General features: G+C 73.2%; 25 protein-coding genes and 1 riboswitch. Of the genes, 18 read left to right on the top strand and 7 right to left on the bottom strand.

What is annotated here, in order from left to right:
• Positions 1-118 precede the first annotated feature (118 nt).
• The 4 genes from MNZ29_RS00965 to MNZ29_RS00950 all read right to left on the bottom strand — a co-directional run bounded on the left by MNZ29_RS00965 (position 119) and on the right by MNZ29_RS00950 (position 3,274).
• Positions 119-823: an NAD(P)-dependent oxidoreductase gene (locus MNZ29_RS00965; protein ID WP_242352271.1), complete on the bottom strand. Its 705-nt coding sequence runs from the start codon at positions 821-823 to the stop codon at positions 119-121.
• A 249-nt stretch (positions 824-1,072) separates the two neighbouring features.
• Entirely contained in the window at positions 1,073-1,831 is a 759-nt protein-coding gene (locus MNZ29_RS00960) for an amino acid ABC transporter ATP-binding protein (protein ID WP_242352269.1), read from the bottom strand.
• 8 nt (positions 1,832-1,839) lie between these two features.
• On the bottom strand, positions 1,840-2,475 hold the full coding sequence (locus MNZ29_RS00955) for an amino acid ABC transporter permease (RefSeq protein WP_242332954.1): 636 nt from the start codon (positions 2,473-2,475) through the stop codon (positions 1,840-1,842).
• 10 nt (positions 2,476-2,485) lie between these two features.
• Positions 2,486-3,274, bottom strand: coding sequence for an amino acid ABC transporter substrate-binding protein (locus MNZ29_RS00950; RefSeq protein ID WP_242332953.1), 789 nt, complete (start codon positions 3,272-3,274; stop codon positions 2,486-2,488).
• Between the two features lie 182 nt (positions 3,275-3,456).
• Positions 3,457-3,662: riboswitch (cobalamin riboswitch) on the top strand.
• Between the two features lie 126 nt (positions 3,663-3,788).
• Between MNZ29_RS00950 and MNZ29_RS00945 the strand changes: the two genes are divergently transcribed.
• The 5 genes from MNZ29_RS00945 to MNZ29_RS00925 all read left to right on the top strand — a co-directional run bounded on the left by MNZ29_RS00945 (position 3,789) and on the right by MNZ29_RS00925 (position 8,747).
• Positions 3,789-5,897, top strand: coding sequence for a ribonucleoside triphosphate reductase (locus MNZ29_RS00945; RefSeq protein ID WP_242352267.1), 2,109 nt, complete (start codon positions 3,789-3,791; stop codon positions 5,895-5,897).
• Positions 5,894-6,577 carry an anaerobic ribonucleoside-triphosphate reductase activating protein gene (locus MNZ29_RS00940; protein ID WP_242332951.1) on the top strand — a complete coding sequence of 228 codons (684 nt, stop codon included), beginning with the start codon at positions 5,894-5,896 and terminating at the stop codon, positions 6,575-6,577. The genes MNZ29_RS00945 and MNZ29_RS00940 overlap by 4 nt, the downstream gene beginning before the upstream one ends.
• A gap of 32 nt (positions 6,578-6,609) precedes the next feature.
• Positions 6,610-7,332, top strand: a complete 723-nt coding sequence (locus MNZ29_RS00935; protein ID WP_242352265.1) for an adenine nucleotide alpha hydrolase — start codon at positions 6,610-6,612, stop codon at positions 7,330-7,332.
• A 59-nt stretch (positions 7,333-7,391) separates the two neighbouring features.
• A complete protein-coding gene (locus MNZ29_RS00930; protein ID WP_242352263.1) occupies positions 7,392-7,820 on the top strand; it encodes an Rrf2 family transcriptional regulator in 429 nt (142 codons plus the stop codon).
• Positions 7,821-7,895: 75 nt separating this feature from the next.
• On the top strand, positions 7,896-8,747 hold the full coding sequence (locus MNZ29_RS00925) for an SDR family oxidoreductase (protein WP_242352262.1): 852 nt from the start codon (positions 7,896-7,898) through the stop codon (positions 8,745-8,747).
• A gap of 45 nt (positions 8,748-8,792) precedes the next feature.
• On the opposite strand, the gene MNZ29_RS00920 is transcribed toward MNZ29_RS00925, so the two are convergent.
• Positions 8,793-9,599, bottom strand: a complete 807-nt coding sequence (locus MNZ29_RS00920; RefSeq protein WP_242352260.1) for a hypothetical protein — start codon at positions 9,597-9,599, stop codon at positions 8,793-8,795.
• A 201-nt stretch (positions 9,600-9,800) separates the two neighbouring features.
• On the opposite strand from MNZ29_RS00920, the gene MNZ29_RS00915 reads away from it, so the two are divergent.
• Together MNZ29_RS00915 and MNZ29_RS00910 are read left to right on the top strand one after the other, a co-directional pair.
• Positions 9,801-12,512, top strand: a complete 2,712-nt coding sequence (locus tag MNZ29_RS00915) for a serine/threonine-protein kinase (protein ID WP_242352259.1) — start codon at positions 9,801-9,803, stop codon at positions 12,510-12,512.
• Between the two features lie 18 nt (positions 12,513-12,530).
• Positions 12,531-12,950, top strand: a complete 420-nt coding sequence (locus tag MNZ29_RS00910) for a hypothetical protein (RefSeq protein ID WP_242332943.1) — start codon at positions 12,531-12,533, stop codon at positions 12,948-12,950.
• Between the two features lie 46 nt (positions 12,951-12,996).
• On the opposite strand, the gene MNZ29_RS00905 is transcribed toward MNZ29_RS00910, so the two are convergent.
• Together MNZ29_RS00905 and MNZ29_RS00900 are read right to left on the bottom strand one after the other, a co-directional pair.
• The gene (locus MNZ29_RS00905) at positions 12,997-13,641 is read right to left on the bottom strand and encodes a dihydrofolate reductase family protein (protein ID WP_242332942.1); all 645 of its coding nucleotides are present in this window, start codon (positions 13,639-13,641) and stop codon (positions 12,997-12,999) included.
• Positions 13,642-13,719: 78 nt separating this feature from the next.
• A complete protein-coding gene (locus tag MNZ29_RS00900; RefSeq protein WP_242332941.1) occupies positions 13,720-13,920 on the bottom strand; it encodes a hypothetical protein in 201 nt (66 codons plus the stop codon).
• A gap of 264 nt (positions 13,921-14,184) precedes the next feature.
• Between MNZ29_RS00900 and MNZ29_RS00895 the strand changes: the two genes are divergently transcribed.
• The 11 genes from MNZ29_RS00895 (at position 14,185) to MNZ29_RS00845 (ending at position 25,202) form a co-directional block, all read left to right on the top strand.
• On the top strand, positions 14,185-15,447 hold the full coding sequence (locus MNZ29_RS00895) for a hypothetical protein (protein WP_242352257.1): 1,263 nt from the start codon (positions 14,185-14,187) through the stop codon (positions 15,445-15,447).
• A gap of 17 nt (positions 15,448-15,464) precedes the next feature.
• Positions 15,465-16,166: an ABC transporter ATP-binding protein gene (locus MNZ29_RS00890; protein ID WP_242332939.1), complete on the top strand. Its 702-nt coding sequence runs from the start codon at positions 15,465-15,467 to the stop codon at positions 16,164-16,166.
• The gene (locus MNZ29_RS24775) at positions 16,163-17,518 is read left to right on the top strand and encodes an ABC transporter permease (RefSeq protein ID WP_242352255.1); all 1,356 of its coding nucleotides are present in this window, start codon (positions 16,163-16,165) and stop codon (positions 17,516-17,518) included. The genes MNZ29_RS00890 and MNZ29_RS24775 overlap by 4 nt, the downstream gene beginning before the upstream one ends.
• Positions 17,515-18,246, top strand: coding sequence for an outer membrane lipoprotein-sorting protein (locus tag MNZ29_RS00880; RefSeq protein WP_242352253.1), 732 nt, complete (start codon positions 17,515-17,517; stop codon positions 18,244-18,246). Before MNZ29_RS24775 ends, MNZ29_RS00880 begins: the two co-directional genes overlap by 4 nt.
• A 2-nt stretch (positions 18,247-18,248) precedes the next feature.
• Positions 18,249-19,571, top strand: a complete 1,323-nt coding sequence (locus MNZ29_RS24770; protein ID WP_242352251.1) for an ABC transporter permease — start codon at positions 18,249-18,251, stop codon at positions 19,569-19,571.
• Between the two features lie 367 nt (positions 19,572-19,938).
• Complete coding sequence (locus tag MNZ29_RS24765; RefSeq protein ID WP_242352249.1) at positions 19,939-20,955, top strand: ABC transporter permease; 1,017 nt, start codon at positions 19,939-19,941, stop codon at positions 20,953-20,955.
• Positions 20,956-20,957: 2 nt separating this feature from the next.
• Complete coding sequence (locus tag MNZ29_RS00865) at positions 20,958-21,710, top strand: ABC transporter ATP-binding protein (RefSeq protein ID WP_242352247.1); 753 nt, start codon at positions 20,958-20,960, stop codon at positions 21,708-21,710.
• 10 nt (positions 21,711-21,720) lie between these two features.
• Positions 21,721-22,677, top strand: a complete 957-nt coding sequence (locus MNZ29_RS00860) for an MlaD family protein (protein WP_242352245.1) — start codon at positions 21,721-21,723, stop codon at positions 22,675-22,677.
• Positions 22,674-23,273 carry a membrane integrity-associated transporter subunit PqiC gene (locus MNZ29_RS00855; protein WP_242352243.1) on the top strand — a complete coding sequence of 200 codons (600 nt, stop codon included), beginning with the start codon at positions 22,674-22,676 and terminating at the stop codon, positions 23,271-23,273. Before MNZ29_RS00860 ends, MNZ29_RS00855 begins: the two co-directional genes overlap by 4 nt.
• 111 nt (positions 23,274-23,384) lie before the next feature.
• Positions 23,385-24,716, top strand: coding sequence for a hypothetical protein (locus tag MNZ29_RS00850; RefSeq protein WP_242352241.1), 1,332 nt, complete (start codon positions 23,385-23,387; stop codon positions 24,714-24,716).
• Between the two features lie 150 nt (positions 24,717-24,866).
• Positions 24,867-25,202, top strand: a complete 336-nt coding sequence (locus tag MNZ29_RS00845) for a hypothetical protein (protein ID WP_242332925.1) — start codon at positions 24,867-24,869, stop codon at positions 25,200-25,202.
• The last annotated feature ends 46 nt before the right edge of the window (positions 25,203-25,248 follow it).

The following is a 25,248-nucleotide window of genomic DNA, read 5'->3' as shown; positions in this document are numbered from 1 at the left end:
GAGGGGCGCGGCGAGCGGGCATTATGGCCCCCGCGCCGTCCTGCGCGAAAGCCCGCCGGCCGAGCTCCGAGTCGGCGGGTTCCGCGGCGCCTGCGACCGGGCGCGGCGAGCGCGGCGCCTAGAACTGCTCGCCGGCGCCCTCCCTCTCGGCTGCCTTCACCGACGCGAGCCCCACCATCCGGCGTACGTGCGCGGGGTGCTCGAGCTCGTCGAGCAGGAAGTTCGCCAGGTCGGCGCGGCTCAACGTGAGGCGGGCGCCGGGAGGCATCCGGCCGTCTCCCACGCCGTAGGCCCGCGTGAGCCCGCCGTTCGTCAGCCGCGGCGGTCGAGCGATGGTCCAGTCGAGGCCGCTCTCGCTCACGACGTGCTCCATCTCGGCGGAGTCCCTCGCCACGTTGCGCAGGAACGTCCGGCGCGCGATGGCGCTCAGGAGCCCGTCCGCCTCGAAGAGCACGGCCACGCCGACGATGAGGAGCCTTCGCACGCCGGTCGCCTCCATCGCGGCGACGGTGCTCCGCGCGCAGTCGCTCACGAGGGTGGTCGGCCCCAGCCCCGCGGGCCCGAGCGCCGACAGCACGGCGTCGTGACCGGACATCGCCGCGCGCAGCGCGTCGCGATCGCGCGGGTCGCCCGGGACCACGCTCAGGCCGTCGCGGAGGAGGGGCTCGAGCTTCTCCGGCGAACGCACGAAGGCGGTCACGAGGTGGCCGCGCCAGCGAGCCTGCTCGATGATCGCGCGACCGGTGCCACCCGTCGCGCCGAGGACGAACAGCCTCTTCTTCTTCCCCCCCAGGTCCTCTCGCTCCAAGGCTGAAGCGCTCAAGCTCGCGTCCTTCCGCTCGGCGATGCGGTCGTCCCGTGGGTCGGGCGGCGCTCCCGAGACCGGGGCGGAACTGCACGGCGCAGGCCACGTCGCGGCGCTCTCGGGGCCGCGAAAAGCCCCGCCGAAGGCTCGCGATTGCTCGCGCGGCGAATCCTCGCGGAGGGGCGGCGCGGCCGCGGCCTGAGCAGATCGCTCAGGGCGTGAGCGCCGACCTCGCGGCGGGGCGTGGAGACGTGACGAGCCGCCGACCTACGTGGGGCCGTTCTGGGAGAAGCGCCTCAGGAAGGCCCGGGTCCGCTCGTTCCTGGGATTGTCGATGAGCTCCCGGGCCGGGCCTTCCTCCACGATGACCCCGCCGTCCATCAGCATGGCGCGATCGGCCACCTCGCGGGCGAAGCCCATCTCGTGAGTGACGACCACCATCGTCATCTTCTCGGCGGCCAGGGCGCGCATGACCTTGAGGATCTCGCCCGTCAGCTCGGGGTCGAGGGCGCTCGTCGGCTCGTCGAAGAAGAGCACCTGCGGGTCGAGGGCGAGGGCGCGCGCGATGGAGACGCGCTGCTTCTGACCGCCCGAGAGCTCGCAGGGATAGGCGCCGGCCTTGCCGGTGAGGCCCATCTTCTCGAGCAGCGCGAGCGCCACCTCCCGCGCCGCGGCCTTCCCGCGCCCCAGCACGCGCACCTGCGCCTCGGTGATGTTGCGCAGCACGGAGAAGTGGGGGAACAGGTTGAAGTCCTGGAACACGAGGCCGAGCTTGAGGAGCGCGCTGCGCAGCGTGGCCTTGTCGGCGTAGACGCCGCGGTCGAGGATCCGGGTGCCGCAGATGGAGATGCTGCCGCTGCTGGCGGTCTCGAGGTGGGTGACGGCGCGGAGCAGCGTGGACTTGCCCGAGCCCGACGGCCCGATGATGGCGAGCACCTCGCCCTGGTGCACCGAGAAGGAGATGTCGGTGAGGACCCGGAGGTCGCCGAAGGACTTGGAGAGGTGGTCGACGGTGACGACGTCCATGGCCCGGCTCAGCTGTAGTACTCGAGCTTCCGCTCGGCGCGGAGGAAGAGCTCGGAGACCGCCCAGTTCATGACGAAGTAGAACACCCCCGCCACGAAGATGGGCGTGGTGGAGAACTGACGCGCGGAGGCGTTCTGCGCCACCCGGAAGAGCTCGGCCACGCCGATGGTCTGGGCGAGGGCGGTGTCCTTCACGAGCGTGATGACCTCGTTGGCGGAGGCCGGCAGGATCCGCTTCACCACCTGGGGCAGGACGATCCGGAAGAAGGTGTCGGCGCGCGTGAAGCCGAGCACCTTGGCGGCCTCGTACTGGCCCTTCGCGATCGACTGGATGCCACCACGGTAGATCTCGGCGAAGTAGGCGGCGTAGTTGATGGTGAAGGCCACGATCACGGCGGTGAACCGATCGTACGAGGCCTCGAACAGATAGTAGGGGGCGAAGTAGACGAAGAGGATCTGCAGGATGAGCGGCGTGCCGCGCATCACGAGGATGTAGAGGTTGACCGGGACGCGCAGGAGCCGGCTCGCCGACATGCGGCCGAGCGCGACCGGCAGGGCGAGGGGGAGCGCGAAGACCAGCGTCAGGAAGAAGATCTCCAGGGAGACGAGCGATCCCTGGAGCATCGCCCCCAGCAGCTTCACCATGCGCGGGTGCTCACTTCCCGACGACCGAGATGTCCGAGCCGAACCACTTCGTGGTCACCTTGGCGAGCGTGCCGTCCTTGGCCATGCTCTCGAGCGCGCCCTGCACCGCGTCCCGGAGGGCGAGATCGTTCTTGCGGAAGCCCACCCCGAACACCTCGGGGGCGAGCGTCTCCTTCAGGACGGCGTAGGCCTTGCCCGAGCGCTTGATGTTGTCGTCGGCGACGATGAGGTCCATCACCACCGCGTCCACGCCGCGGGCCTCGAGGTCCATCAGGGCGGTGAGGTTGTCCTTGAACTCCACCACCTCCTCGAGCGACGCGCGGAAGGCCTTGGCGCCCTCGAGGGCGTCGGCGGCCGAGGAGCCGGCCTGGAGGCCGACCTTCTTCCCCTTGAGGCTCGCGAGGGTGGAGTAGCCGGAGGCCTTCTTCACCACCACCACCTGGGCGTTGCGCAGGTACGGCTTCGTGAAGCTCATCGCCTTCTTGCGCTCGTCGGTGATCGTGAAGCCGTTCCAGATGCAGTCGATCTTGCCGGTGTTGAGCTCCTGCTCCTTGGCGTTCCAGTCGATGGCCTGCGGGACGAGCTTCACGCCGAGCCGCCGCGCGACCTCCTTCGCCAGGTCGATGTCGTAGCCGACGATCTGGTTGTCGTCGTTCCGGAAGCCCATCGGCGGGAACGAGTCGTCGAGGCCGAGGACGAGCGTGCCCTTCTTCTTCACCGTCTCGAGCGAGGTGTCGGCGGCGAGGGCGGTGGCGTGGAGCGCCACGAGGGCGAGCGCGGCGAGCAGGGTCTTCTTCATCGGCGGTTCCTTCGCGTGGGCCTGGGGCGTCGGCGGGCGCCCTGTTCGGGGGCAGCGGAACTTCGCACGCGAGGCGGGCGTCGGCAAGGGGCCTCGATCCCCTGGATCGACGTCTCGCGAGGGGCCCGGCGCATGAACGGCCGGGCACAACATATCCCGTTGACCGTGACCGTGAACCACCATAGGTTGGGTCTCGCGCTGGTGCTCGGGGTTCGCTCCGAGCGAATAGGGAACCCGGTGAGATTCCGGGGCTGCCCCGCAGCGGTAAGCGAGAACGACCTCCGCCACACGCACTGGCCGGTTCGGCTGGGAAGCGGCGGACAGTAGGGTCCGGGAAGCCCCGGAGCGCTCGCGAGCCCGAAGACCTGCCAGCGACCGTCGCCCGGATGCTCGGGCGGCGGCACGACCGACACGCCTCGTGGGAGGGCGGAGGGTCCTCGGCGCACTGCCCTCGTACGGGCCGTCGTGTGCTCGGGTCCTCCTCCGTGTCCCGAGGCCGCCACGAGGAGGGCCCGTGTTCGAGACCATCGAGAAGCGCGACGGACGGGTGGTCCCGTTCGACGCCGAGCGCATCCAGCGAGCCATCGCCAAGGCGGGGGCCGTCACCGGCGAGGTCGACGCGGCCGAGGCGAGGCGGCTCTGCCAGCGCGTCCTCGCCATCGCGATCGCGACGATCGAGGGCCGGCCGTCGGTGGAGCGGATCCAGGACGTCGTCGAGGAGGTGCTCCTCGCGAGCCCCTACCGGCGCACGGCGCGGGCGTACGCCGTCTACCGCGAGCAGCACCGCGCGCTGCGCGAGATCTCCGACACGGCCAGCGTGGCGCTCGTCGACGCCTACCTGGAGCGCTCCGACTGGCAGGTGGCCGAGAACGCCAACATGGCGTTCAGCCTGCAAGGCCTCAACAACTACGTCGCGAGCCACGTGAGCTCCACCTACTGGCTCGAGCGGCTCTATCCGCCCGAGGTGCGGGACGCCCATCGCTCGGGCGACCTCCACCTCCACGACCTGAACCTCCTCGCCGTCTACTGCGTCGGCTGGGATCTCGCCGACCTCCTCACCGAGGGGTTCCGCGGGGCGCCCGGGAAGGCCGAGAGCGCGCCGGCGCGCCACTTCCGCACCGCCCTCGGCCAGATCGCGAACTTCTTCTACACGCTCCAGGGCGAGGCGGCGGGCGCGCAGGCGTTCTCGAGCCTCGACACGTACCTCGCGCCGTTCATCCGGCACGACGGGCTCGGCTACGAGGAGGTGCGCCAGGCGCTCCAGGAGTTCGTCTTCAACCTCAACGTGCCGACGCGCGTCGGGTTCCAGACGCCGTTCACGAACGTCACCCTCGACCTCGAGTGCCCCGCGCTGCTCCGCGACGAGGCGATCGTCCTCGGGGGCGAGCGGCAGGCGGCCACGTACGGCGAGTTCCAGGCGGAGATGGACCTGTTCAACCGCGCCTTCCTCGACGTCATGGCCGGCGGCGACGCGAAGGGGCGCGTCTTCACGTTCCCGATCCCCACCTACAACGTCACGCCCGGCTTCGACTACGAGGACCCCCGGCTCGATCGCCTCTGGGAGGTCACCGCCCGGTACGGCCTCCCGTACTTCGCGAACTTCGTGAACTCGGAGCTCTCGCCGGAGGACGCCCGCAGCATGTGCTGCCGCCTCCGCCTCGACACGCGCGAGCTCGAGCGGCGCGGCGGCGGCCTCTTCGGCGCGAGCCCGCTCACGGGGTCCATCGGCGTGGTCACCGTGAACCTGCCGCGCCTCGGCCACCTCGCGCGCGACGAGGCCGACTTCATGGCTCGCCTGGACCGGGTCATGGACCTCGCCCGCGACAGCCTGGTCCTCAAGCGGAAGATCCTGGAGCGTTACACCGAGCAGGGCCTCTATCCGTACGTCCGCCACTACCTGCGCCACATCCGCGCCCGGAGCGGCTCGTACTGGCGCAACCACTTCTCCACCATCGGCCTCGTCGGGCTCGCGGAGGCCGCCGACAACCTGCTCGACACGACGCTCGCGAGCGGGCCCGGTCGCGCCTTCGGGCTCCGCGTGCTCGACCACATGCGCGCTCGGCTCGAGCAGTACCAGGCGGAGACGGGCAGCCGGTTCAACCTGGAGGCGACGCCGGCCGAGGCGACGAGCTACCGGCTGGCCAGGTTCGACAAGGCGCGCCACCCGGGCATCCGCTGCGCGAACGAGGACGCGGCCGTCCGGGGCGCCGCGCCGTACTACACGAACTCCTCCCAGCTCCCGGTGGACGCGAGCGACGACGTCTTCGCGGTGCTCGATCACCAGGACGATTTCCAGGCGCGGTACACGGGCGGGACCGTCCAGCACGTCTTCGTCGGCGAGGCCATCGACGACCCCTCGACCGTGAAGCGGTTCGTGCGAACCGTGTGCGAGCGCTACCGGCTCCCGTACTTCACCGTCACGCCGACGTTCTCCGTGTGCGGCGAGCACGGGTACCTCGCCGGTGAGCGCCCGACCTGCCCGCGGTGCGGCGCCGCCGCCGAGGTCTACTCGCGGATCGTCGGGTACCTCCGCCCCCTGCAGCAGTGGAACGCGGGCAAGCAGGCCGAGTTCGAGCGGCGCCTGTCGCTCCGCCCGGGCGACGCCGCCGAGGTGCCAGCTTGATCATCGCGGCCCTGCGGCCCTGCTCCTTCGTCGACTGGCCCGGGAGGCTCGCCGCCGTCGTCTTCACGCAGGGCTGCAACCTCGCCTGCCGCTACTGCCACAACCCGTCGCTGCTCGCGGCCACGGCGGCGCGACCCGTGCCGGAGGGCGAGGTGCTCGCGCTCCTGGAGGCGCGGCGCGGGCGGCTCGACGGGCTCGTCGTGACGGGTGGCGAGCCCACGCTGCACGCGGGCCTGGCGCCGTTCCTGGCGCGGGTGAAGGCGCGCGGGTTCGCGGTGAAGCTCGACACGAACGGCACGCGGCCGGAGGTGGTCGCGGCGCTGCTCGCGGCGGGGCTCGTCGACTTCCTGGCCGTCGATCTGAAGGCGCTGCCCCAGGCCGCGGAGTGGCTGACCGGCTCGGCCGAGCAGCCCTTCGGGGCTCGCCGCTGCCTCGAGCTCGCGCTGGCGGCGGGGATCGAGCACGAGGTGCGGACGACGCTCGCCTCCCCCGTCCACGACGCCGGCGAGCTCGACGCCCTGGCGGCGTTCGCGGCCGGCGCGCAGCGCTGGGCGGTCCAGCGCTTCCGCCCGGGCGGCCACCTCGACGACGGATGCGGGCTCGCGCCCCCGGACGAGCGACTGCTCGCGGCGGCGGGGCACGCGGCCGCGGCGCACGGGCTGACGCTCTCCGTGAGATGAGGGGCGCCGTGGAGCGCCGGGAGGAGCCGACGATGTCCATCCCCGCTGGAGGCAGGACCCCGACGCGCCCGAAGGCGATCGTCTCGTGGAGCAGCGGCAAGGACAGCGCCTGGGCGCTGCACCTCGTGCGCGCCCGGGGAGACCTCGAGATCGTCGGCCTGCTGACCACCGTGACCGCCGAGTTCTCGCGCGTCGCGATGCACGCGGTCCGCGAGACCCTCCTCGACGCGCAGTCGCAGGCGCTCGGCCTCCCGTGCAGGAAGGTGAAGCTGCCCTGGCCCTGCTCGAACGAGGTCTACGAGCGCGAGATGACCGAGGCCCTCTCGGCCGCCCGCGCGGCCGGCGTGACGCACGTCGTCTTCGGTGACCTGTTCCTCCGCGACATCCGGGCCTACCGCGAGGCGCGGCTCGCCGGCACGGGGCTCTCGCCCGTCTTCCCGCTGTGGGATCGCGACACGCGAGCGCTCGCGGGTGAGATGATCGACGCGGGCCTGCGGGCCACCCTGACCTGCGTCGACCCGAGGGTGCTCGACGCGCGGTTCGCGGGACGCGCGTTCGACGGGGCGCTCCTCGCCGAGCTCCCTTCGACGGTGGACCCCTGCGGCGAGAACGGCGAGTTCCACACGTTCGCGTGGGCCGGGCCGATGTTCGAAACGCCCATCCCGGTCGCCGCTGGAGAGGTGGTCGAGCGCGACGGCTTCACGTTCGCGGACTTGCTGCCACGGCCCGCCGGCGATCCGGCAGCGCAGCGGTAGAAGAGCGCGCGACGCCTTGACATCGAGGCTAACCGCAACTTATTCTGTTACGAGTTGCGATGAGCCCGAGCAGCCGCCTCACGGTAGCGATCCACATCCTCACGCTGCTCGCCCACGAGGCGAGCGGTGAGCCCGTCACGTCCGAGTACATCGCCGGCAGCGTGGGCACGAACCCGGTCGTCATTCGACGGCTGCTCGCGATGCTGCGGAAGTCGAAGCTCGTCCGCTCCCAGGGCGGGCCCGGCGGCGGGTGGCGACTCGTCGTTCCCGCCAGAGGGATCACCCTGCGCGACGTCTACCGTGCCGTCGAGAGCGAGGCGCTCTTCCCGCTGCACGCGAGCACGCCGAACCCCCGGTGCCCCGTGGGCAGGACCATCCAGGCGGCGCTGGCCGGCCGCTACGGCGAGGCCCGGCTCGCCCTCGAGCGGGATCTCGAGCGGACGAAGATCGCCGATCTGCTGCAGGAGGTGACGAGGCTCGCGCGCTGACGCCGGAAGATCGAACCCTTTTTTTTGGCCGCATCTGTAGCTCAACCAGTTACGAATACCAGCGAAGAGAGAGACATGATCGTCGTCACCGGAGCCACGGGCCACCTCGGCCGCCTCGTCGTCGAGAAACTCCTCACGAAGGTACCGGCCCGCGACATCGCGGTCGCGGCGCGGAACCCCGATCGGGCGAAGGACCTCGCCGCGCTCGGCGTCGAGGTGCGGCGCGCCGACTACGCGAAGCCCGACACGCTGGGCCCCGCCCTGGCCGGCGCGGAGAAGGTCCTGCTCATCTCGTCGAGCGAGGTCGGGCAGCGCGTGCCGCAGCATTCCGCCGTCGTGGAGGCCGCGAAGGCCGCCCGGGTGCGACTCCTCGCCTACACGAGCGTGCTGCACGCAGGGACCTCGAACCTGGCGCTCGCCGCCGAGCACCAGGCCACCGAGGCGGTGATCCGCGGGTCCGGCGTGCCGTACGTGTTCCTGCGGAACGGCTGGTACCTCGAGAACTACACGGAGCACCTGGCGCCGGCGCTCCAGCACGGCGCCCTCGTGGGCAGCGCGGGGGATGGCCGGATCGCCGCTGCGGCGCGTGCCGACTACGCCGACGCCGCGGTCGCGGTGCTCACCCGCGACGTCGAGAAGCCCGTGTACGAGCTCGCCGGCGATCATCCGTTCACGATGGCCGAGCTCGCCGACGAGCTGTCGCGGCAGACCGGCAAGCAGATCGCGTACCGGGACCTGCCGCCCGACCAGTACAGGGCGGTGCTGATCGGCGCCGGGATGCCGGGCGCTGCGGCGGACCTGTACGTGGACGCGGACGTCCACGTCGCGAAGGGCGAGCTCGACGATTCGAGCGGCGAGCTGAGGCGTCTCATCGGCCGGCCCACGACGCCGCTCGCGGCGGCCGTGCGTGCCGCGCTGGGGCGCTGAGGGCGCGTCGCGCGGCCGCGCTACCGGCCCGCGGCGGCCTCGACGTCACGGCATCAGGCCCTCGCCGAGGGCCTGCCGCATCACCTCGGCGAGCGTGTCGAGCGAGCCGCTCGTGTCCGTGCGGGTGGTGGTCCTCGTGGGCGTCACCGAGCCCGACTCCCCCGCCGCGACGAAGGGCAGCGGCCGGCGACCGAGGCGCATGAGCCGCTCGTCGTAGAACGCGCTCCTCGCCTCCTCGCGCAGCCTCCGCGAGAGCTCGAGCATGTTGCCGGTGCTCGAGGGCTGCATCCCGGCCCCGAGGCAGGAGAAGTCGAGCTGGGTCTCCGAGAGCGTCGCCGCGCGTCCACTGCGGGCGTAGACGAGGATCACCTGCTCGAGCTCCTCCTTCGACGAGCGCACCGCCTGCGTGGAGGTGCGAGTCATGCCGAGGCCGCCCGTCAGCACGGCCCTGCCGACCGAGAAGCGCTTCGACTTCTCGAGGCGCTCGATCTCGGACCGCGAGGCGCGGAGGCCGCGGAACAGGGCCGTCACGTCGGCCCACGCGAACGTCGTCGAGTCCCCGAACCGCGGCGTGAGCGTGAGCCCCAGGTCGTCGAGTGCAAAGGAGTGAGCCACGATGCGGTCCCGGTCGGACGGGCAACGGGCCTCGACCGCCACGGCCGCGAGCCCGGCCTCGCGCAGCGCGAGGACGAGCCGGTCGGCCTCGTCCGGCGCGAGTCTGGCGAGGAGCGCGGGTGGCTCGGGGGCGAGGCGCATGCGAGCCTCGGCCAGCGTCAGCCCCGCGGCGTCGGCCACCGCGTGCGCCGCCTCGTCGGGGCGCGTCGCGGGGCGGACGAGGGCCACGAGCTTCATCCGGTCACCGTAACAGACCGGCGACAGGGACGGACCCCGCGCACCGACCGTGCCGCGCCGCCGGCTCCGCGGCCGCGCCCGCAGGCCGGGCGGTCGGCCGGCTCGCCGTAGAGGGTCGGCCCGAGCCCCTCCGTGACGTGCGCCTCGACCGCACGCGGCGAATTCGACACGAGAGCATCACTTCCGCTCGCGGGGTCCGAGGTGGCAAGGCAGGAGCAGCGCGACGAGATTCGCGGCGCGGCGGCCGCGGCGCCGCCCGTGGCCCGCTCGCTCTCCGCGCTCCTGAAGGAGCTGGCGCGCGCGCCCGCGGTGCGTCCGGGTTCGTGGGAGGGCGCGCTGCGGCCCGGCGCGGCGATCGGCCGCTTCGAGCTCGTGCGCGAGATCGGCCGGGGCGGGTTCGGGATCGTGTGGGAGGCCCGCGACACCGAGCTCGGGCGGTCGGTCGCGTTCAAGGCGGTGCGGCTCGAGACGCGAGTGGCCGCCCGCGAGGAGCGGCTCCTTCGCGAGGCGGAGCTCGCCGCGCGGCTGTCGCACCCGAACATCGTGACGCTCCACGACGCCGGCCGGAGCGAGCACGGGCCGTACCTCATCCTCGAGCTCCTGCGCGGGGAGACGCTCGCCGAGCGGCTGCAGGCCGGGGAGCTGCCGCTGCGTGAAGCGGTCCGGATCGCGGCGGAGGTCGCGAAGGGGGTCGCGCACGCGCACGGCCAGGGGGTCATCCACCGCGACCTCAAGCCGGCGAACGTGTTCCTCTGCGAGGACGGGCAGGTGAAGGTCCTCGACCTCGGGCTCGCGCACGCGTTCGGCCAGCGCAAGGTGGACGGAGGGACGGTCGAGTACATGGCGCCCGAGCAGCGCCGGGGCGCCCCGGAGGACGAGCGGACCGACGTGTTCGCGCTGGGTGCGATCCTCCACCGCCTGCTGGCCGGCTCGCCGGCCCGCGGGGAGGGGAGGGCGCGCGTCGCGGCGCTCGAGGTGCCGGACGCGCCCGCGCTCGGCGAGCTCGTGGGGCGGATGCTCGAGGTGGATCCCGTGAAGCGCCCGCGCGACCTGGGCGAGGTGCTCGGGGCGCTCACCGTCCTCCAGCGCGACCTCGAGCGACCGGAGCGAGCCGACGCCCCCGCGGCCCGCGCCCGGCCTCGTCGCCGGCTCGCCCGGGTTCGCCGGCGGCTCGCCGGGCGCGCCGGCGCGCTCGTCCTCGCCTCGGCGATCGCCGCGGTCGCCGTCGTCGCGGCCGTCGCGGCGTCGCCCGCCGTCCGCGAGCACCTCCCGGGCTTCGCGCGCCGCCCGGCGCTCCCCGACGAGAAGCTGGTCGCGGTGCTGCCGTTCCGTCAGGTGGGAGGGAGCCGCTCGGACGAGGCGTTCTCGGCCGGCCTCGTCGAGCTCGTCACGAACAAGCTGCGCCAGCTCGAGCAGCTCCGCAGCTCGCTGCGCGTCGTCTCCCCGAGCGACGTGCTGAAGGAGAAGGTGGCGAGCGCGAAGGAGGCGCGGTCCGCCTTCGGCGCGACCCTCGCCGTCACGGGGAGCGTCCACTGGGATCGCGATCGGGTCGTCGTGGCCGCGGACCTCGTGGACGCGAGGACGCTGCTCGTGGTCGCCGCGCGCGACGTGGAGGCGCCGAGGGCGGACGCCGCCGCGCTGCAGCGGGCGCTCGTCGAGCGCGTGGCCGAGATGCTCGAGATCGAGCTCGGGCCCGAGGCGGGGCGGAGCGCGTTCGCTGATCCGCCGCCCGCGCCGGGCGCCTACGAGTTCTACCTGGAGGGGAGGGGCTACCTGCAGCGGTACGACCGCGCCGAGAACCTCGACAGCGCGGTGGCCGTGTTCGACCAGGCCCTGGCGCGCGATCCCGCGTACGCCCTCGCCCACGCCGGCAAGGCGGAGGCCTTCCTCCGCCGGTACGATCTCACGAAGGACGCACGCTTCCTCGAGCAGGCGCGGGCCAGTGGCCGGCGCGCGATCGAGCTCGACGAGCGGCTCGCCCCCGTGCAGCTGACGATGGGGCTCGTCCACGCGGCCTCCGGCGACCACGCGAGCGCGATCCGGAGCTTCGAGCGCGCGCTCGAGCTCGAGCCCGCCAGCGCCGACGCTTACCGCGAGCTGGCGCGGGCCTACGACGCCGCGGGGCGGACGCAGGAGGCGGAGGCGACCTACCGGCGCGCCATCCAGCTCCGGCCCAGCTCCTGGGCCGCGTACAAGGACCTCGGCGTCTTCTACAACCGGCACGAGCGGCTCACCGAGGCGCTGCCGCTGTTCCAGCGCGTCGTCCAGCTCACGCCCGACAACTACGCGGGCTACGCAAACCTCGGCGGCCTCTACCTGCGCCTCGGGCTGCACGACGAGGCCGCGGCCGCGCTCGAGAGGTCCCTCTCGCTCCGCCCCACCGCGCAGGCGCACGCGAACCTCGGCGCGGTCTACTTCTACGAAGGACGGTTCCGGGACGCCGTGCCCGCGTACCGCGAGGCGGTCCGGCTCGGCCGGAGCGACGCGCGCGTGTGGGGCGCCCTGGCCGACTCCGAGCGCTGGTCGGGGCTCGCCGAGGACGCCGCGCGCGACTACCGGCAGGCGATCGCGCTCCTGGAGAAGGAGCTCGCAGTCGATCCGCGCAGCGCCGAGCCCTGGTCGAGGCTCGCCATCCACGAGGCCGCGCTCGGCGAGCGGGACAAGGCGGCGGCGAGCATCGGGAAGGCGCTGCGGCTCGCTCCCGGCGACGGGCTCGTGCTCTTCCGGTCCGCCCTCGTGAAGGCCGACGCGGGCGACACCGAGCGCGCGCTCGACGCCGTGCGCGCCGCGCTCGAGGCCGGCTACCCGCGGGAGTTCATCCGGAACGCGCCGCCGCTCGCGCTGCTCGGACGGGATCCGCGCTTCCGGGCGCTCGTCGATCGCAAGGAGCCGGCGGTGTCGAACCCGAAGTGACCGTCAAGGAGAGAGCAGATGCCCGACGCCAAGAAGAAGCAGGTGGAACCGAGCGCCTTCGTGAACATCATCGTGCACGACGACACCCTCACCGTCAGCCCCACGATCGTCAGGGCCGCGGCGGGCGAGGTCGTCCAGTGGCAGGCGCCGGGAGCGGACTCGTTCGTGCTCGTCTTCAGGGACGGCGCAGCGCTCGCCGGGCGGAACGAGCGTGACGAGGAATACGGCAGCGGCGTGGAGGTGAGCTCCCTCCCCGGGGACTTCGTCGTCGACGACAAGGCGAAGGCGCTGTTCGCGGTCGCCCGCTGGGGAGCGTCCGGCCCCATCGCGCGCGCCACCCTCCGCGACCTGAAGGGCGTCCACACGTACCAGCTCGCGATCCGCAAGGGCGACAAGCTCTACCTGGACGTGGGCTGCCCGGAGGTCATCATCCAGTAGGGCGTCGCGCTCGCTCGCCTCGCCCGGCGCCGACTGCTGCCTGAGATCACCTCCGCGCGAACTTCAGGTGGACCACGCCCGGCGCGGCCACCGTGCGCACGAGCTCGAGGCCGCGCAGGTCGTCGCCGACGCCGTCGAATAGCCGCTCGCCCGAGCCCAGCAGCGCGGGCACGAGGTGGAGCTCCATCTCGTCGACGAGGCCCGCGGCGAGATACTGCCGGGCCACGCTCGCGCCCCCCGCGAGCGACACGTCCCTTCCCCCCGCGGCGCGCCGGGCCTGCTCGAGCGCGGAGTCGGGGCCGTCGGTGACGAACGTGAAGGTCGTCCCGCCCTCGAGGACGAGCGGCTCTCTCGCGTGATGGGTGAGCACGAAGACGGGGTGGTGGAAGGGTGGATTGGCCCCCCACCAGCCGTTCCAGGGGCTCTCGGGATTCCACGGTCCGGGGTGGCCCCCGAACATGTTCCGCCCCATCACCGTGGCGCCGATGTTCACGAGAGACTCCTCGACGACGGGGGTGCTCTCGTTCACCTCTCCACCCTGGAGGCCATGCGGCGCGCGCCAGACGGCGAGCGGGAGCGCCCACTGGTGCAGGCGCATGCCACCCTCGCCGAGCGGGTTCTCCACGCTCTGACGCGGACCGGCCACGAAGCCGTCCAGGGACATCGAGATCCTGAAGCGCAGCTTGGACATCGAGGACTCCAGCGCCGCGCGTGACGCGCGACGGCGCCCGGCGGCGGATCGGAACCGGGTTCCTGCGTGCGCCGCGGGCTAGTCGCCCCCGAGCTCGCAGCCGGTGCAGAGAAAGACAGGCTCGGTGTCGTCGGCGCCAGGCTGGACGCGCTCGAGCGCCGCCTCGCGGCTCAAGGCCTTGCCACACCGGTCGCACTCGGGAAAGTCGTCCGCGCTCGAGCCGGGGCGGGAGAGGTACCTCGAAGCGGTGTCGGCATGGGGTTCCGTCGCGGAGTTCATGAGACATGGATGTCCGCTGCGGCACGCCGCCGCAACGCTCGGCTGGGCCGTGCCTCCGAGCGGCGGAACGCCTCCCGCGGGGTGCTTGCCGGCGCAGCGCCGCAGCGCCGGTCTCGCCTCTGACGTGGACGCGTGTGCTCCACGAGACCGTCGGGAGCGCGAGATCGTCCGGCCCGGACCGTTTGACATGCTCGTACGCACCGTGTAGTCCGAAACGCACCGATGGGGGCGCTCTATCGCACGCATGCGTGCAGGATCGTCGCCGTGGCGACGCTCCTCCTGTGCGCGACCGCCGCGGCAGACGAGGGCGCCGTCGCGGAGCTGCCAGCGTTCACGTTTCGTGGAAGGCTCGAGTGGGTGACCGCGGTCGGCGGATCGTCTCCCCGCGACACGGATCAGAATCCGCGGAACGTCCTCGGCGCGCCGCAGGCGGCGGGCGGGTCGGAGCTGCGTCCGGACCTGCGGGTCGAGCACGGGTCGATCCTCCAGCTCTTCGCCCGGCCGCGCCTGCGCGTGCAGGTGACGAAGTCCCGCGCCGCGAGCCAGTGGCAGGCCGAAGAGCGCGAGGCCTCCGCGGAGTGGCTCGAGCTGTACGGTGCCTGGCGCGTCTCCGATCGGCTCGCGCTCGCCTACGGGCTCCAGAACTTCCAGTGGGGCCCCGCGGAGCTCGCGAGCCCGTCGAACCGGATCTTCCACGAGACGGGGTTCCTGCGCGATCCGCTCTACACGGTGCGTGGGAAGCACCTCGCGCGCGTGAACGTCTCGCTCGGGTCCGCGTGGAGCGCCGTCGTCCTCGCCGAGATCGAGCCGAACGGCGCCGAGCCGTTCGTCGCGCGGGAGCCGTTCGAGCCGAAGGCGCAGGCCAAGGCCGAGTGGTCGGCGCCCGATGGCGGCGGCTACCTCGGGGTCACCGGAGGCGCCGGCGAGAGCTCGCGCGGCTGGTTCGGCGAGTACGGAGCCGTCTCGCTGACCGACGGGCTCTCGATCTACGCCGACGCGGTCCACCAGTCCGGCTCGCGCGCCTGGTATCCCGTGGACGGCGCCGGGACCGTCTCGTTCCAGCAAACCGGGACGGGCCGCGGCCTCCGCACGCTCGCGCTCGGGGGCGTCCGCTACACGTTCGCGGGTGGGGCCGACCTCCGGCTCGAGTACGTGTTCGACGAGGCGGGCTGGACCGAGGCGCAGCTGGCCCTCGGGGCACGCGCGGTGTCCTTCGCGAGCGGCGCGCCCGCGCCCGAGAGCCTCGCGGCCTGGCTCGAGCCCGGCTTCGAGATCGTCGGCCGGCAGCACGCGTACGCCTCGCTCCGCCTGCCGGACCTGCCGCCCGCGAAGAGGACGTCGCTCCAGCTTCGCTATCTCGCCGCGCTCGAGGACGGCTCCGGCGCGGCGTTCGCGACCGCGAGCTTCGACGCGACGGACTCGCTCGTCCTCTTCGCCTCGGCCATGGGGACGCACGGCACGTACCGCGGCGCGCTGTCGAGGCTCCTGCGTGCGACCGCGGTCGCCGGCGCGGTCGTGAGCTGGTGACGGAGGGAGGAATGGCAATGTCGCAGGCGCTCATCCGGCTCGAGGACGTGCATCGCATCTACCGCCTCGGCGAGACGGAGGTGCCCGCGCTGCGCGGCATCACGCTCGAGCTGCACGCGGGCGAGTTCACCGCGCTCGTGGGGCCGTCCGGCTCCGGCAAGTCCACGCTGCTGAACCTCGCCGGCTGCATCGACGAGCCGGACAGGGGCCGCGTGCTCGTCGAGGGCGTGGACGCCGCGACGCTCGCCGACGACGCGCGGAGCAGGCTCCGCAACCGGAAGATCGGGTTCATCTTCCAGTCGTTCAACCTCGTCCCGGTGCTCGACGTGTACGAGAACGTGGAGCTGCCGCTCCTAGTCCACTCGCACCTCTCGAAGGTCGAGCGACGCGAGCGCGTCCACCGCGCCATCGACGACGTCGGGCTCCACGACTACGCGCGGCATCCGCCCGACAAGCTCTCCGGCGGGCAGCGCCAGCGCGTCGCCATCGCGCGCGCGCTCGTGACGCAGCCGATCCTCGTCCTCGCGGACGAGCCCACCGCGAACCTGGACTCGGAGACCGCCCGGCGAATCGTGGACCTCATGGTGGAGCTGAACCAGAAGCGGAACGTCACGTTTCTCTTCTCCACCCACGACGAGAAGCTCATGGCACGCGTCGGCCGGCACGTGCGCATCCGCGACGGGCGCCTCGACGGCGCCGCCTCCGGAGCGGCGGCGTGACCGGCGGGTGGAAGCTGGCGCTCCGGAACCTCTCCCGGAACCGCCGGCGGAACCTCGTCACCGGCGCGGCCATCGCCCTCGGGTACGCGGGCCTCGTCCTCCTCGGCGGGTACGCGAACGGGAACGAGGGGCTCATCCGCCTCTCCTCCGTGTACCTCCAGCACTCCGGCCACCTGGCCGTCTATGCGCGCGGCGGGCTCGGCAAGGCGCAGACGAAGCCGGCGGCCTACACCCTCGACGCCGCGGCGCAGGAGGAGATCCTCGCGGCGCTGCGCGCCGATCCGCGCGTCGAGTTCTGTGGGCGCTACCTCCTGGGCACCGGCATCGCCGGGAACGGGTGCAAGACGTTCCCGTTTCGCGGCCTCGGGATCGAGCTCGACGTGGAGCGCCGGATCCTCTCGCACCCCCAGCTCGAGCCGCTCCGGGACGTCGCGCGCCCGCGCGCCGGCCGCCCGCTGCCCGACGCCGCCGGCGAGGAGAGCCCCGTCGCGCTCTCGGTCGGCCTCGGGGGCGCGCGACTCGGGAAAGCGGCCGTGACCGGAAGGGAGGCGGCGGTCGCGCCTGGCGCCCTGGAGTGCGAGGCGCCCGACGTGAAGGCGAGGATCGCGGCGGATCCGTGGGTCCAGCTCGCGGTCCAGACGCACGAGGGGAGCTTCGGGGCGATGGACGCGCGGCTCGTGTCCCTCTTCCAGGCGGGGACGGTGGACGGCGACCAGGCCGGCCTCGTCGCCGGGCTCGATCTCTTCCAGCGCCTGTACGACACCGACCGCGTGACCTACGTGGCCGCCTATCTCCATGATCACCGGGACACGGCTGCGGTGGCGAGGGACCTGTCGCAGAAGCTCGCGGCCGCGGGGCTCGAGGTCTCCATCTACCCGTACGACGACCCGAAGGCGAACCCGTACTACGTGGGCACGATGGAGACGATCGGCGCCGTCGTCACCTTCATCGGGCTCCTCCTCGCGAACGTCGTGGCGCTCTCCGTCCTCAATGCGATGACGCTCGCCGTGCTCGAGCGGACGCGCGAGATCGGGACGCTCCGCTCGCTCGGGTTCACGCGGCGTCAGCTCCTGGGCGTGTTCCTCCGCGAGGCGGCGACGCTCGCGGGGCTGTCCATCGCCGCCGGGCTCTTGCTCGCGCTCGCGGTCTCCGCGGGGGTGCGCGCCGCGAAGGTGCGGTTCCAGCCGCCCGGAGTGGGCGGAACGATCCCGCTCGTGATCGCGCCGAGCGCCGGCATGTGGGTGGGGGCGGCGGCGCTCCTCCTCGTCCTCGCGCTCGGGGCGACGTGGGTCGCGGTGCGTCGTCGCGTCCGCGAGCGGGTGGCGAAGCTCATCGTGGAGGTGGCGGCATGAACGCGGTGCTCCTCGTCGGTTCGCTCCTCCTCGCGGGCGCCGCGGCGGCGCCGGACGCCGAGACGCTGCTCAGGGACTCCGACCGCGCCCGCGGGGGCCTCGAGCGCGGCGTCACGTGGACGGTCGCGGTGGTGGCCACCGACGAGGGCTCGGTCTCGAAGAGCAGCTGGCTCATCCGCGCGCGAGGGAACGACGGCCTCGCCGAGGCGCTCGGGCCCCCCCGCCGCAAGGGCGAGGTGATCCTCTTCAACAACCGGTCGATCTGGTGGGTGAAGCCGGGGCTCCGCCGCCCCATCTCGATCTCCGCCCGGCAGCGGCTCCAGGGCGAGGCCGCGAACGGCGACATCTCGAGCACGAACTACGCGCGCGACTACGAGGGGACGATCGCCGGCGAGGAGGACGTTGACGGCGAGCCCTCCTGGCGGCTCGACCTGAAGGCCCGCTCCAAGGACGTCACCTACGACCGGATCCGCTACTGGATCTCGAAGAAGCGCCGCCTCGGGGTGAAGGCGGAGTTCCTCACGGTGGGGGGCGACGTGTTCAAGGCGGCGACGTTCGAGTACGGGAACCGGGTGCGGCTGGCCGGCGGCGAGGAGATCGACTTCGTCTCGCGCATGATCATCCGCGACGCCATGGGCGCGGGGAACGTGACGGTGCTCGAGTTCCAGGCGCCGCGCGCCGAGACGCACGCCGCGAGCGTGTTCAACGTGAACAACGTCGTGAGGTGATCGTGCGCTCCTCGCCCCCGCTCCTCCGGATCGCCTGGCGCAACGTCCGGCGCAACGCGCGGCACAGCCTCGGCTCGATGCTCGCCATCGCGGTGGGGTTCGTCGCGATCTCGCTGTTCGACGGGTACATGACCTTCCTCGGCGAGAACAGCGCGAACATGTTCGCCGAGATGTTCATGCTGGGCGACCTCATGATCGAGCCCGCCGGCGCGAGCGACGTCGACCAGGGCACGGCGGGGATGGTCCTGCTCGGCGAGCGCGAGCGCGCGTTCCTCGACGGGTTCCTCGCGGACCGGTCGGGCGAGGTCGAGGCGCGGATGCGCTTGCTCTATGCCTGGGGGGTCGCGAGCGCCGGGAAGGCGAGCGCGCCGTTCGTCGCCTTCGCCTTCGATCCCCTGGAAGGCGCGAGGCTCCGGCGGCGCTTCGCCTGGAACGCCGTCGCCGGAAGGCCTCTCCAGCTCGCGCCCGAGAGCTCCGTCGTCCTCGGGATGGGGCTCGGGAGCCTCCTCGACTGCGAGCCGGCGGGCCACGCGGCGGCGCGGCGGCGCGACGGCACGCTCATCCCCGAGGAGCGCCCCCTCGCCTGCCGGCGGCCGCGCGTCCAGCTCGTCGCGAGCACCGCGTCGGGTCAGCTCAACGTCGTCGAGCCGGAGGTCGTCGGCCTCATCGACGGCGGCACCACGGACCTCGACGCGAAGCTCGCGAACATGCCGCTCTCGCTCGCGCAGAAGCTCCTCGATACGAAGGGCCTCTCGATGTACCTGCTCCTCCTGCGCGATCCGAGCCGCGCCTCCGCGTTCGGGCGCGAGCTCGAGCGGGCGGCGGCGGCGAAGGGGCTGGCGCTCCACGCGGTGCCCTGGCGCGAGCACACGGCGGGCGTGGAGCACATGCGCGGGATGAAGGTGCTCGGCGTCTTCCGCTCCCTGATGGCGTTCGTCGTCGTGCTCATCGCGGGCATGACGGTCCTCACCACGATGGCGAAGGCGGTGAGCGAGCGGACGCGCGAGATCGGGACGCTCCGCAGCCTCGGGTTCCTGCGGCGGCAGATCGTGGCCCTCTTCGCCCTGGAGGCGGCCCTCCTCGCCATCGTGGCCTCGGCCATCGGCCTCGTCGCGACGCTGGCGCTCGCCGCCGCGACGAACGCCGCGGGGATCACCTACAACGCTGGCCTGCTCGCCCAGCCCATCGCGCTGGGGGTCCGGTACCTCCCGCGCACCTGGTCCGCCGCGGCCGTCTTCCTCTCGACCGTGGCCGCTGCCGCCGCGGTCCTGCCCGCGCGCCGGGCCGCGCGGGCCCGGATCCCGGACGCGCTCTCGCACACGTGAGGAGCGGCGCTCGCTCGGGGGCGTCGACCGAGAACCGGCGCGCTCGTGGCCCCGGCACGTCGCCGCACGGTGCGCGGCGTCGCGCATCGGTGCTCGGGGCGTCACGCGGTCGCGGCCGTTCGGAGCCGCCCGCCCGGGTCCGGACGGTGGGTGAGGAGCGGCGCTACGATGCGGGCGGAGGTTCGCGATTCGCGAACACGACCCAGCCCGGCCAGCCGGCCTTGCGCTCCTCCGCCGGATCGCGGGGCGCGGCCCGGCGGCGAAGGCGCGTGCGACGGTCGAGCTGGGCCGGGCCGTCGACGGATCGCTGCGCGTTCGCCTCGCCGGGCCCTGGCATATCGCGGAGGGCCTGCCGCGCGCGGAGGACGTGGGGCGCGAGCTGGACCGCGCGCCCGCACCGAGCGTCACGATCGATGGGCAGGGGCTCGCCGCGTGGGACAGCGCCCTCGTGGTGTTCGTCGGCGCCGTGCTCGAGGGCTGCCGCGCCCGCGGCACGCCGGTGGACACCAGCGGGCTCCCGCCCGAGGTCGGCCGGCTCCTCGGGATCGCGCAGGAGTCCGCCGCCCCCGCCGAGCGGGCGGCGCCGGGGCCCGGCGGGATCGAGGGCGTGGGGGTGCGGGCCCTGAAGCGGCACGTGAAGCTGCTCGACGCGGTCGCCTTCGTCGGCGACACCGCGCTCGCGCTCGGGAGGTTCGCGGGCGGGCGCGCCCGCTACCGCTCCCAGGACCTGTGGCTCGTCGTCCAGCAATCCGGCGCCGAGGCGCTCCCCATCGTCGCGCTCGTGAACTTCCTCGTGGGGATCATCCTCGCCTTCGTCGGGATCACGCAGCTCCGGTTCTTCGGCGCGGAGACCTACGTCGCCGACATCGTCGGGATCGCCGTCGTCCGCGACATGGCCGCCCTCATCACCGGCGTGACGCTGTCGGGGCGGAGCGGCGGCGCGTTCGCCGCGCAGATCGCCACGATGAAGGTGACGCAGGAGGTGGACGCGCTGCGGACGTTCGGCATCTCGCCGACCGAGTTCCTGGTCGTCCCCCGCGTCCTCGCCCTCACGGCGATGACGCCGCTCCTGACGCTCTTCGCGGACGCGACCGGCATCCTCGGAGGCGCCGTGGTGGCCACGACGATGCTGCACCAGCCCTTCGCCGGCTACGTGCGGCAGACGGCGCTCGCCGTCACGGCGGGGGATCTCCTGGGCGGGCTCGTCAAGGGCGCGACGTACGGGCTCCTCATCGCGCTCACGGCCACGCTCCGGGGCATGCAAGCGGAGCGCAGCGCGGCCCGCGTCGGCGACGCGGCGACGGAGGCGGTCGTGACGGGCGTCGTCTCGATCATCGCCGCCTGCGGCGTCTACCAGTACGTGTTCTTCCTGCTCGGGTGGTGATCGTGGGCGACGAGGTCATCAGCGTACACGAGCTCACGATGGGGTTCGGGGACCGCGTGGTCATCCGCGATCTCGGCTTCACGGTGCGGCGCGGCGAGATCTTCGTGGTGATGGGCGCGAGCGGCTGCGGGAAGACCACGCTGCTCCGCCACCTCCTCGGCCTCCAGGAGCCCGCCGGCGGCGAGGTCCGCTACGGCGGCGAGAGCTTCACGAGCGCGCCCCCGGAGGTGCGGGAGCGCATGCTCCGGCGCGTCGGCGTCCTGTTCCAGGGGAGCGCGCTCTGGACGTCCATGACGCTCGCCGAGAACGTCGCGCTGCCGCTCGAGCAGTTCACCTCGCTCCGCGCCGCGGCCATCCGCGCCGTCGTGCGGCTCAAGCTCTCGCTCGTCGGCCTGCGCGGCTTCGAGGACTACTACCCGTGGGAGCTGTCGGGAGGGATGCAGAAGCGCGCCGGCCTGGCCCGCGCCATCTCGCTCGACCCCGAGATCCTGCTCATCGACGAGCCCTCGGCGAGCCTCGACCCGCCCACCGCGCGCCGGCTCGACGCGCTCATCCTGCAGCTTCGCGACGCGCTCGGCACGACCGCGGTCATCGTCACCCATGACGTCGCGACGATCCTGGGGGTCGGGACGCGGGCGCTGTTCCTCGACGGCGAGGCCCGGCGCGCGATCGCGGAAGGACCTCCTTCCGAGCTGCGCGCGCAGGGGCCGGCGCCGGTCCGCGCGTTCTTCGCCGGGAGCGTGGCCAGTCCGTGAAGGAGGTCTCATGCCGCGGAGGTTGGATCCGAAGTTGGTCGGCGCGTTCGTCATCGCCGCCGTCGCGCTCGGGGTCGTCGCGGCGGTCTACCTCGGCGCCGGCCGCATCCTGCAGGCCCGGGTCCGGTTCGTGGTGGTCTTCTCCGAGGACCTCGCCGGGCTGGAGGTGGACGCGCCGGTGAAGTTCCGGGGCGTCCCGGTGGGGCGCGTCACGAGCATCCACCTCTCGATGGGCTCCGCCACCGAGCCGCTGCGGGAGCTGCGCATGCCGGTCGTGATCGAGCTCAACCAGACGAGGATCCGCGAGATGGGCGGGGAGATCGACCTCTCGGACCCGCGGGCGGTGCGCACCCTCGTCGACCACGGCCTCCGCGCGCGGCTCGCGCTCGAGAGCTACCTCTCGAACCGTCGCTACGTCACCCTCGACATCCTGCCCGACGCGCCGCCCGCGAAGCCGTCACCGCTCCGGCTCCCGTACCCGGAGATCCCGGTCTACTCGGAGCCCGGCCTGGCCGCGCTCCAGGCGGACGCCTCGAAGCTCCTCACCAAGCTCCAGTCCCTCGATCTCGACGGCCTCGTCGCCGATCTTCGCGCCGCCGCGCGCTCGTTCGAGCGGACCGCCGGCGGCGTGGACGCCGCCGTCGCCCGGCTGCCGGGCACGCTGCGTGCGGCGGACGCCGCGATCGCCTCGGTGGGGAGCGCGGCCCGCGCCGTCGACGCGTCCGTGACGCCGCTCGCCGCGGACACGCGCGCCGCGGTGGTCCAGCTCCGCACGACGCTCGAGCACGCGGAGTCCGCGGTCCGGCACGTGGACGAGCTCCTCGACCCCGCCTCGCCGCTCGCCTGGCAGCTCACGCGCACGCTCGCCGAGCTCCAGAGCACGAGCCGGTCGCTGCGCAACCTCGCGGAGCGGCTCGATCGCGATCCGAGCGCGCTCCTCCGCGGCCGCGCGGAGGACGGGCGATGAGCCGCGCGAACGCGCTCGTGGCGCCGCTCGCGCTGCTCGCGGCGTGCCTCTCGCTCGGCCCGCGACCCGAGCGGACCCGCTACTACCTCCTCGAGGCCGAGGCGACCTCACCTTCCGCGAGCCGCCCCGCGCTGCCCGTGCTCGGCGTCGGGCCGGTGCGCCTCCCCGCCTACCTCGACCGGCCGGAGCTCGTGACGCGCGCCGGTCCCGCGCGCGTGGAGGTGGCGAGCGTCGATCGCTGGGCCGCGCCGCTCGACGTCCTCTTCACGCGCGTGCTCGCCGAGGACCTGCGGGTGGCCGTCCCGGCCAGCGAGGTGCTCGGGTGGCCGTGGGCCGTGAGCGCCGCGCCGGAGTGGTCGGTCTCCGTGGACGTGCTGCGGTTCGACGGCGAGCCGGACGGCACCGCCGTCCTCGAGGCGCGGTGGGTCGTGCGCCGGGGTGGCGCGGTCGCGAGCCAAGGAGTGACGACCGCGCGCGAGCGCGGCGCCGGAGCGGAGGTCGCGGCGACGGTCGCGGCGCTGAGCCGGACGATCGGAACGCTCTCCCGGGACGTCGCCGCGGCGCTCGAGGCGAGGTCGGGGACGACGTCGAGGTGATCCCAACGGGAGGCGCTCGTGCGCCTCCATGGCGACGACGAGGTCCTCCTCGAGGGACGTCTCCCCGGCGAGCGCCGGTGCTATGGTCCGCCGCTCACGAGGAGACCGCTCATGCCGGACGAGGCCAAGCTGGCGAGGACCGTCGCCACCGCCATCCTGGGGATCGACACGCTGTGGGGAGGCGACGTGATGAGCCCCTCCGGCACTGGCCGCTACATCGCGGACTCCTGGTTCTCCGACGAGCCGCTCCCGCAGGCGTACACGCACGCGGCCGCGGCGCGGCTGCGGGAGACGGGCGGCGTCGCCGCGCCGGCGCCGGACGCGGCCGCCCTCGACGCCTACCTCGCGGCGGTGGACGTGCCGGGCGCGATCGACGCGCTGGCCGCCGACGCCCGCGCCCTGGGCGGCCTGCGCGGCGCCTTCCTCGCGGGGCAGGCCGAGTCGCTCCGCGTGATGTGGGAGCTCGTGGAGGAGCTGCGCGGGCGCGGGCCGAAGGTGCCCTACGAGCGGTGCGTGGTCGCCTCCACCGGGAAGCCTCCCGAGCCGTCGCGGCCGGAGACGAAGCGGCAGCTCCTCGCGGAGCTGCTCGGCGTGGCCGCCCGGCCGGAGCCGCTCCTCGCGGCCGTCGACTCCTGGCGTGCCGAGCGGCTCGTCCCCCGCAAGGCAATCAAGCTCCTCGCCGACGGCTTCATCGCAGAGCTCGAGGAGGGCACCCGCCGGCACGTGGTGCCGTACCTCCCGCCCTCGCTCCACGCCGTGCCGCGCGCGAACATCGAGTTCCTGCCCATCGAGAACGCCTGGTTCTCGGGCTCGATGAACTACGTCGGAAGGGCGCGCGACGCGCGAGGCGCGCCGCTCTACGAGGCGACCTACGAGATCAACGCCGCGCTCGAGATCTCGGTCCCGGAGTTCCTGGACCTCGTCTCGCACGAGGTGGTCCCCGGCCACGTGACGAACTTCGCGCTCGCCCAGGCCCTCTACGTCCAGGGGAAGCTCGGCTTCGAGGGCACCGTGCTGACGATGAACACGCGGGGCGCCGCGCTGTCCGAGGGGCTCGCCAACAACGCCGTCCTGATGGCGTTCGGCGTCAAGGAGGTCGCGGAGCTGCCCGACCGCGATCTGCGGATCGGCACGCTCCTCGCGCTCCTCCAGGACGACGCCAAGAACCAGTCGTCCTGGCTCACCTGGGAGGAGGGCCGTCCGCAGGACGAGGTCGCCCGGGTGCTCCGGGGCGAGTACCTGTGCTCCGAGGAGCGCGCCGGAAAGCTCTCCGGCGCCTGGGGTCGCCACCCGCTCAACGGGCGCATGTACCTGCCGGCGTACCGGGCCGGCACGGAGAAGGTGGCCGAGCTCCGGCGCCGCCACCCTCCGGAGCGGATCATCCCCGCGCTCTACCAGGTGCTCGGCCTCGTGGACGTCGTCACGATCGATCGCGTGCTGTGAGGCCGTCGCCGGCGGGGTGAGCTCGGGCAAAGGGCGCCCCGCGCCGGCGAGGCGCCCTGTCCTCCAGGCCGCGCGGCCCGGCACGCGCAAGCGAGGCGCCGACCGGTCCCTTTCGGGGCCCGGAGGGTCCTGGGGTATCCTCGCCGGCGAATGAGCTCGAGCTTGTCGCCCGTGTGGCGGGACTACCGGGCGCGCCGCCGGGTGCTCGCCGCCGCGATCGTGGGTTTCGCGCCGGTGCTGGGATGGGCGACGAGGCTGTTGCCGGAGCTCTCCGGCAGCGCCACGCCGGGGCACGTCCTCCTCGCCGCCTGGATCACGGCCTCCGCCGGCGCGGCGATAAGGTTCGCCTCGTTCCGCTGCCCTTTCTGCGGATGCCACTTCCACTGGACGATCTGGGTGGCGAACCCGTTCTCGGACGCGTGCCTCCATTGCGGGTTTCGCAAGTGGCGCGACCCGCACGCCGCGCGCGCGTTCGCGCGACGCTGAACCCCGGACGTTCCCGGCCCGAGCCGCCTGAGCGCTCGGGCGGACG

The organism is Anaeromyxobacter sp. SG64, assembly GCF_022690745.1.
Taxonomy (GTDB): Bacteria; Myxococcota; Myxococcia; order Myxococcales; family Anaeromyxobacteraceae; genus Anaeromyxobacter; species Anaeromyxobacter soli.
Note: the sequence above shows the minus strand (reverse complement) of the source record. Positions and strands in the feature narration are given on the sequence as shown.

Bases quoted from the DNA above. Each gene is read 5' to 3' on its own strand.
- MNZ29_RS00955 (WP_242332954.1), bottom strand. From the start codon at position 2,475: ATGGTGAAGCTGCTGGGGGCGATGCTCCAGGGATCGCTCGTCTCCCTG.
- MNZ29_RS00855 (WP_242352243.1), top strand. From the start codon at position 22,674: ATGAGCCGCGCGAACGCGCTCGTGGCGCCGCTCGCGCTGCTCGCGGCG.
- MNZ29_RS00935 (WP_242352265.1), top strand. From the start codon at position 6,610: ATGTCCATCCCCGCTGGAGGCAGGACCCCGACGCGCCCGAAGGCGATC.
- MNZ29_RS00950 (WP_242332953.1), bottom strand. From the start codon at position 3,274: ATGAAGAAGACCCTGCTCGCCGCGCTCGCCCTCGTGGCGCTCCACGCC.
- MNZ29_RS00925 (WP_242352262.1), top strand. From the start codon at position 7,896: ATGATCGTCGTCACCGGAGCCACGGGCCACCTCGGCCGCCTCGTCGTC.
- MNZ29_RS00890 (WP_242332939.1), top strand. From the start codon at position 15,465: ATGTCGCAGGCGCTCATCCGGCTCGAGGACGTGCATCGCATCTACCGC.
- MNZ29_RS00900 (WP_242332941.1), bottom strand. From the start codon at position 13,920: ATGAACTCCGCGACGGAACCCCATGCCGACACCGCTTCGAGGTACCTC.
- MNZ29_RS00860 (WP_242352245.1), top strand. From the start codon at position 21,721: ATGCCGCGGAGGTTGGATCCGAAGTTGGTCGGCGCGTTCGTCATCGCC.
- MNZ29_RS00920 (WP_242352260.1), bottom strand. From the start codon at position 9,599: ATGAAGCTCGTGGCCCTCGTCCGCCCCGCGACGCGCCCCGACGAGGCG.
- MNZ29_RS00930 (WP_242352263.1), top strand. From the start codon at position 7,392: ATGAGCCCGAGCAGCCGCCTCACGGTAGCGATCCACATCCTCACGCTG.
- MNZ29_RS00850 (WP_242352241.1), top strand. From the start codon at position 23,385: ATGCCGGACGAGGCCAAGCTGGCGAGGACCGTCGCCACCGCCATCCTG.
- MNZ29_RS00845 (WP_242332925.1), top strand. From the start codon at position 24,867: ATGAGCTCGAGCTTGTCGCCCGTGTGGCGGGACTACCGGGCGCGCCGC.
- MNZ29_RS00910 (WP_242332943.1), top strand. From the start codon at position 12,531: ATGCCCGACGCCAAGAAGAAGCAGGTGGAACCGAGCGCCTTCGTGAAC.
- MNZ29_RS00880 (WP_242352253.1), top strand. From the start codon at position 17,515: ATGAACGCGGTGCTCCTCGTCGGTTCGCTCCTCCTCGCGGGCGCCGCG.
- MNZ29_RS00960 (WP_242352269.1), bottom strand. From the start codon at position 1,831: ATGGACGTCGTCACCGTCGACCACCTCTCCAAGTCCTTCGGCGACCTC.
- MNZ29_RS00905 (WP_242332942.1), bottom strand. From the start codon at position 13,641: ATGTCCAAGCTGCGCTTCAGGATCTCGATGTCCCTGGACGGCTTCGTG.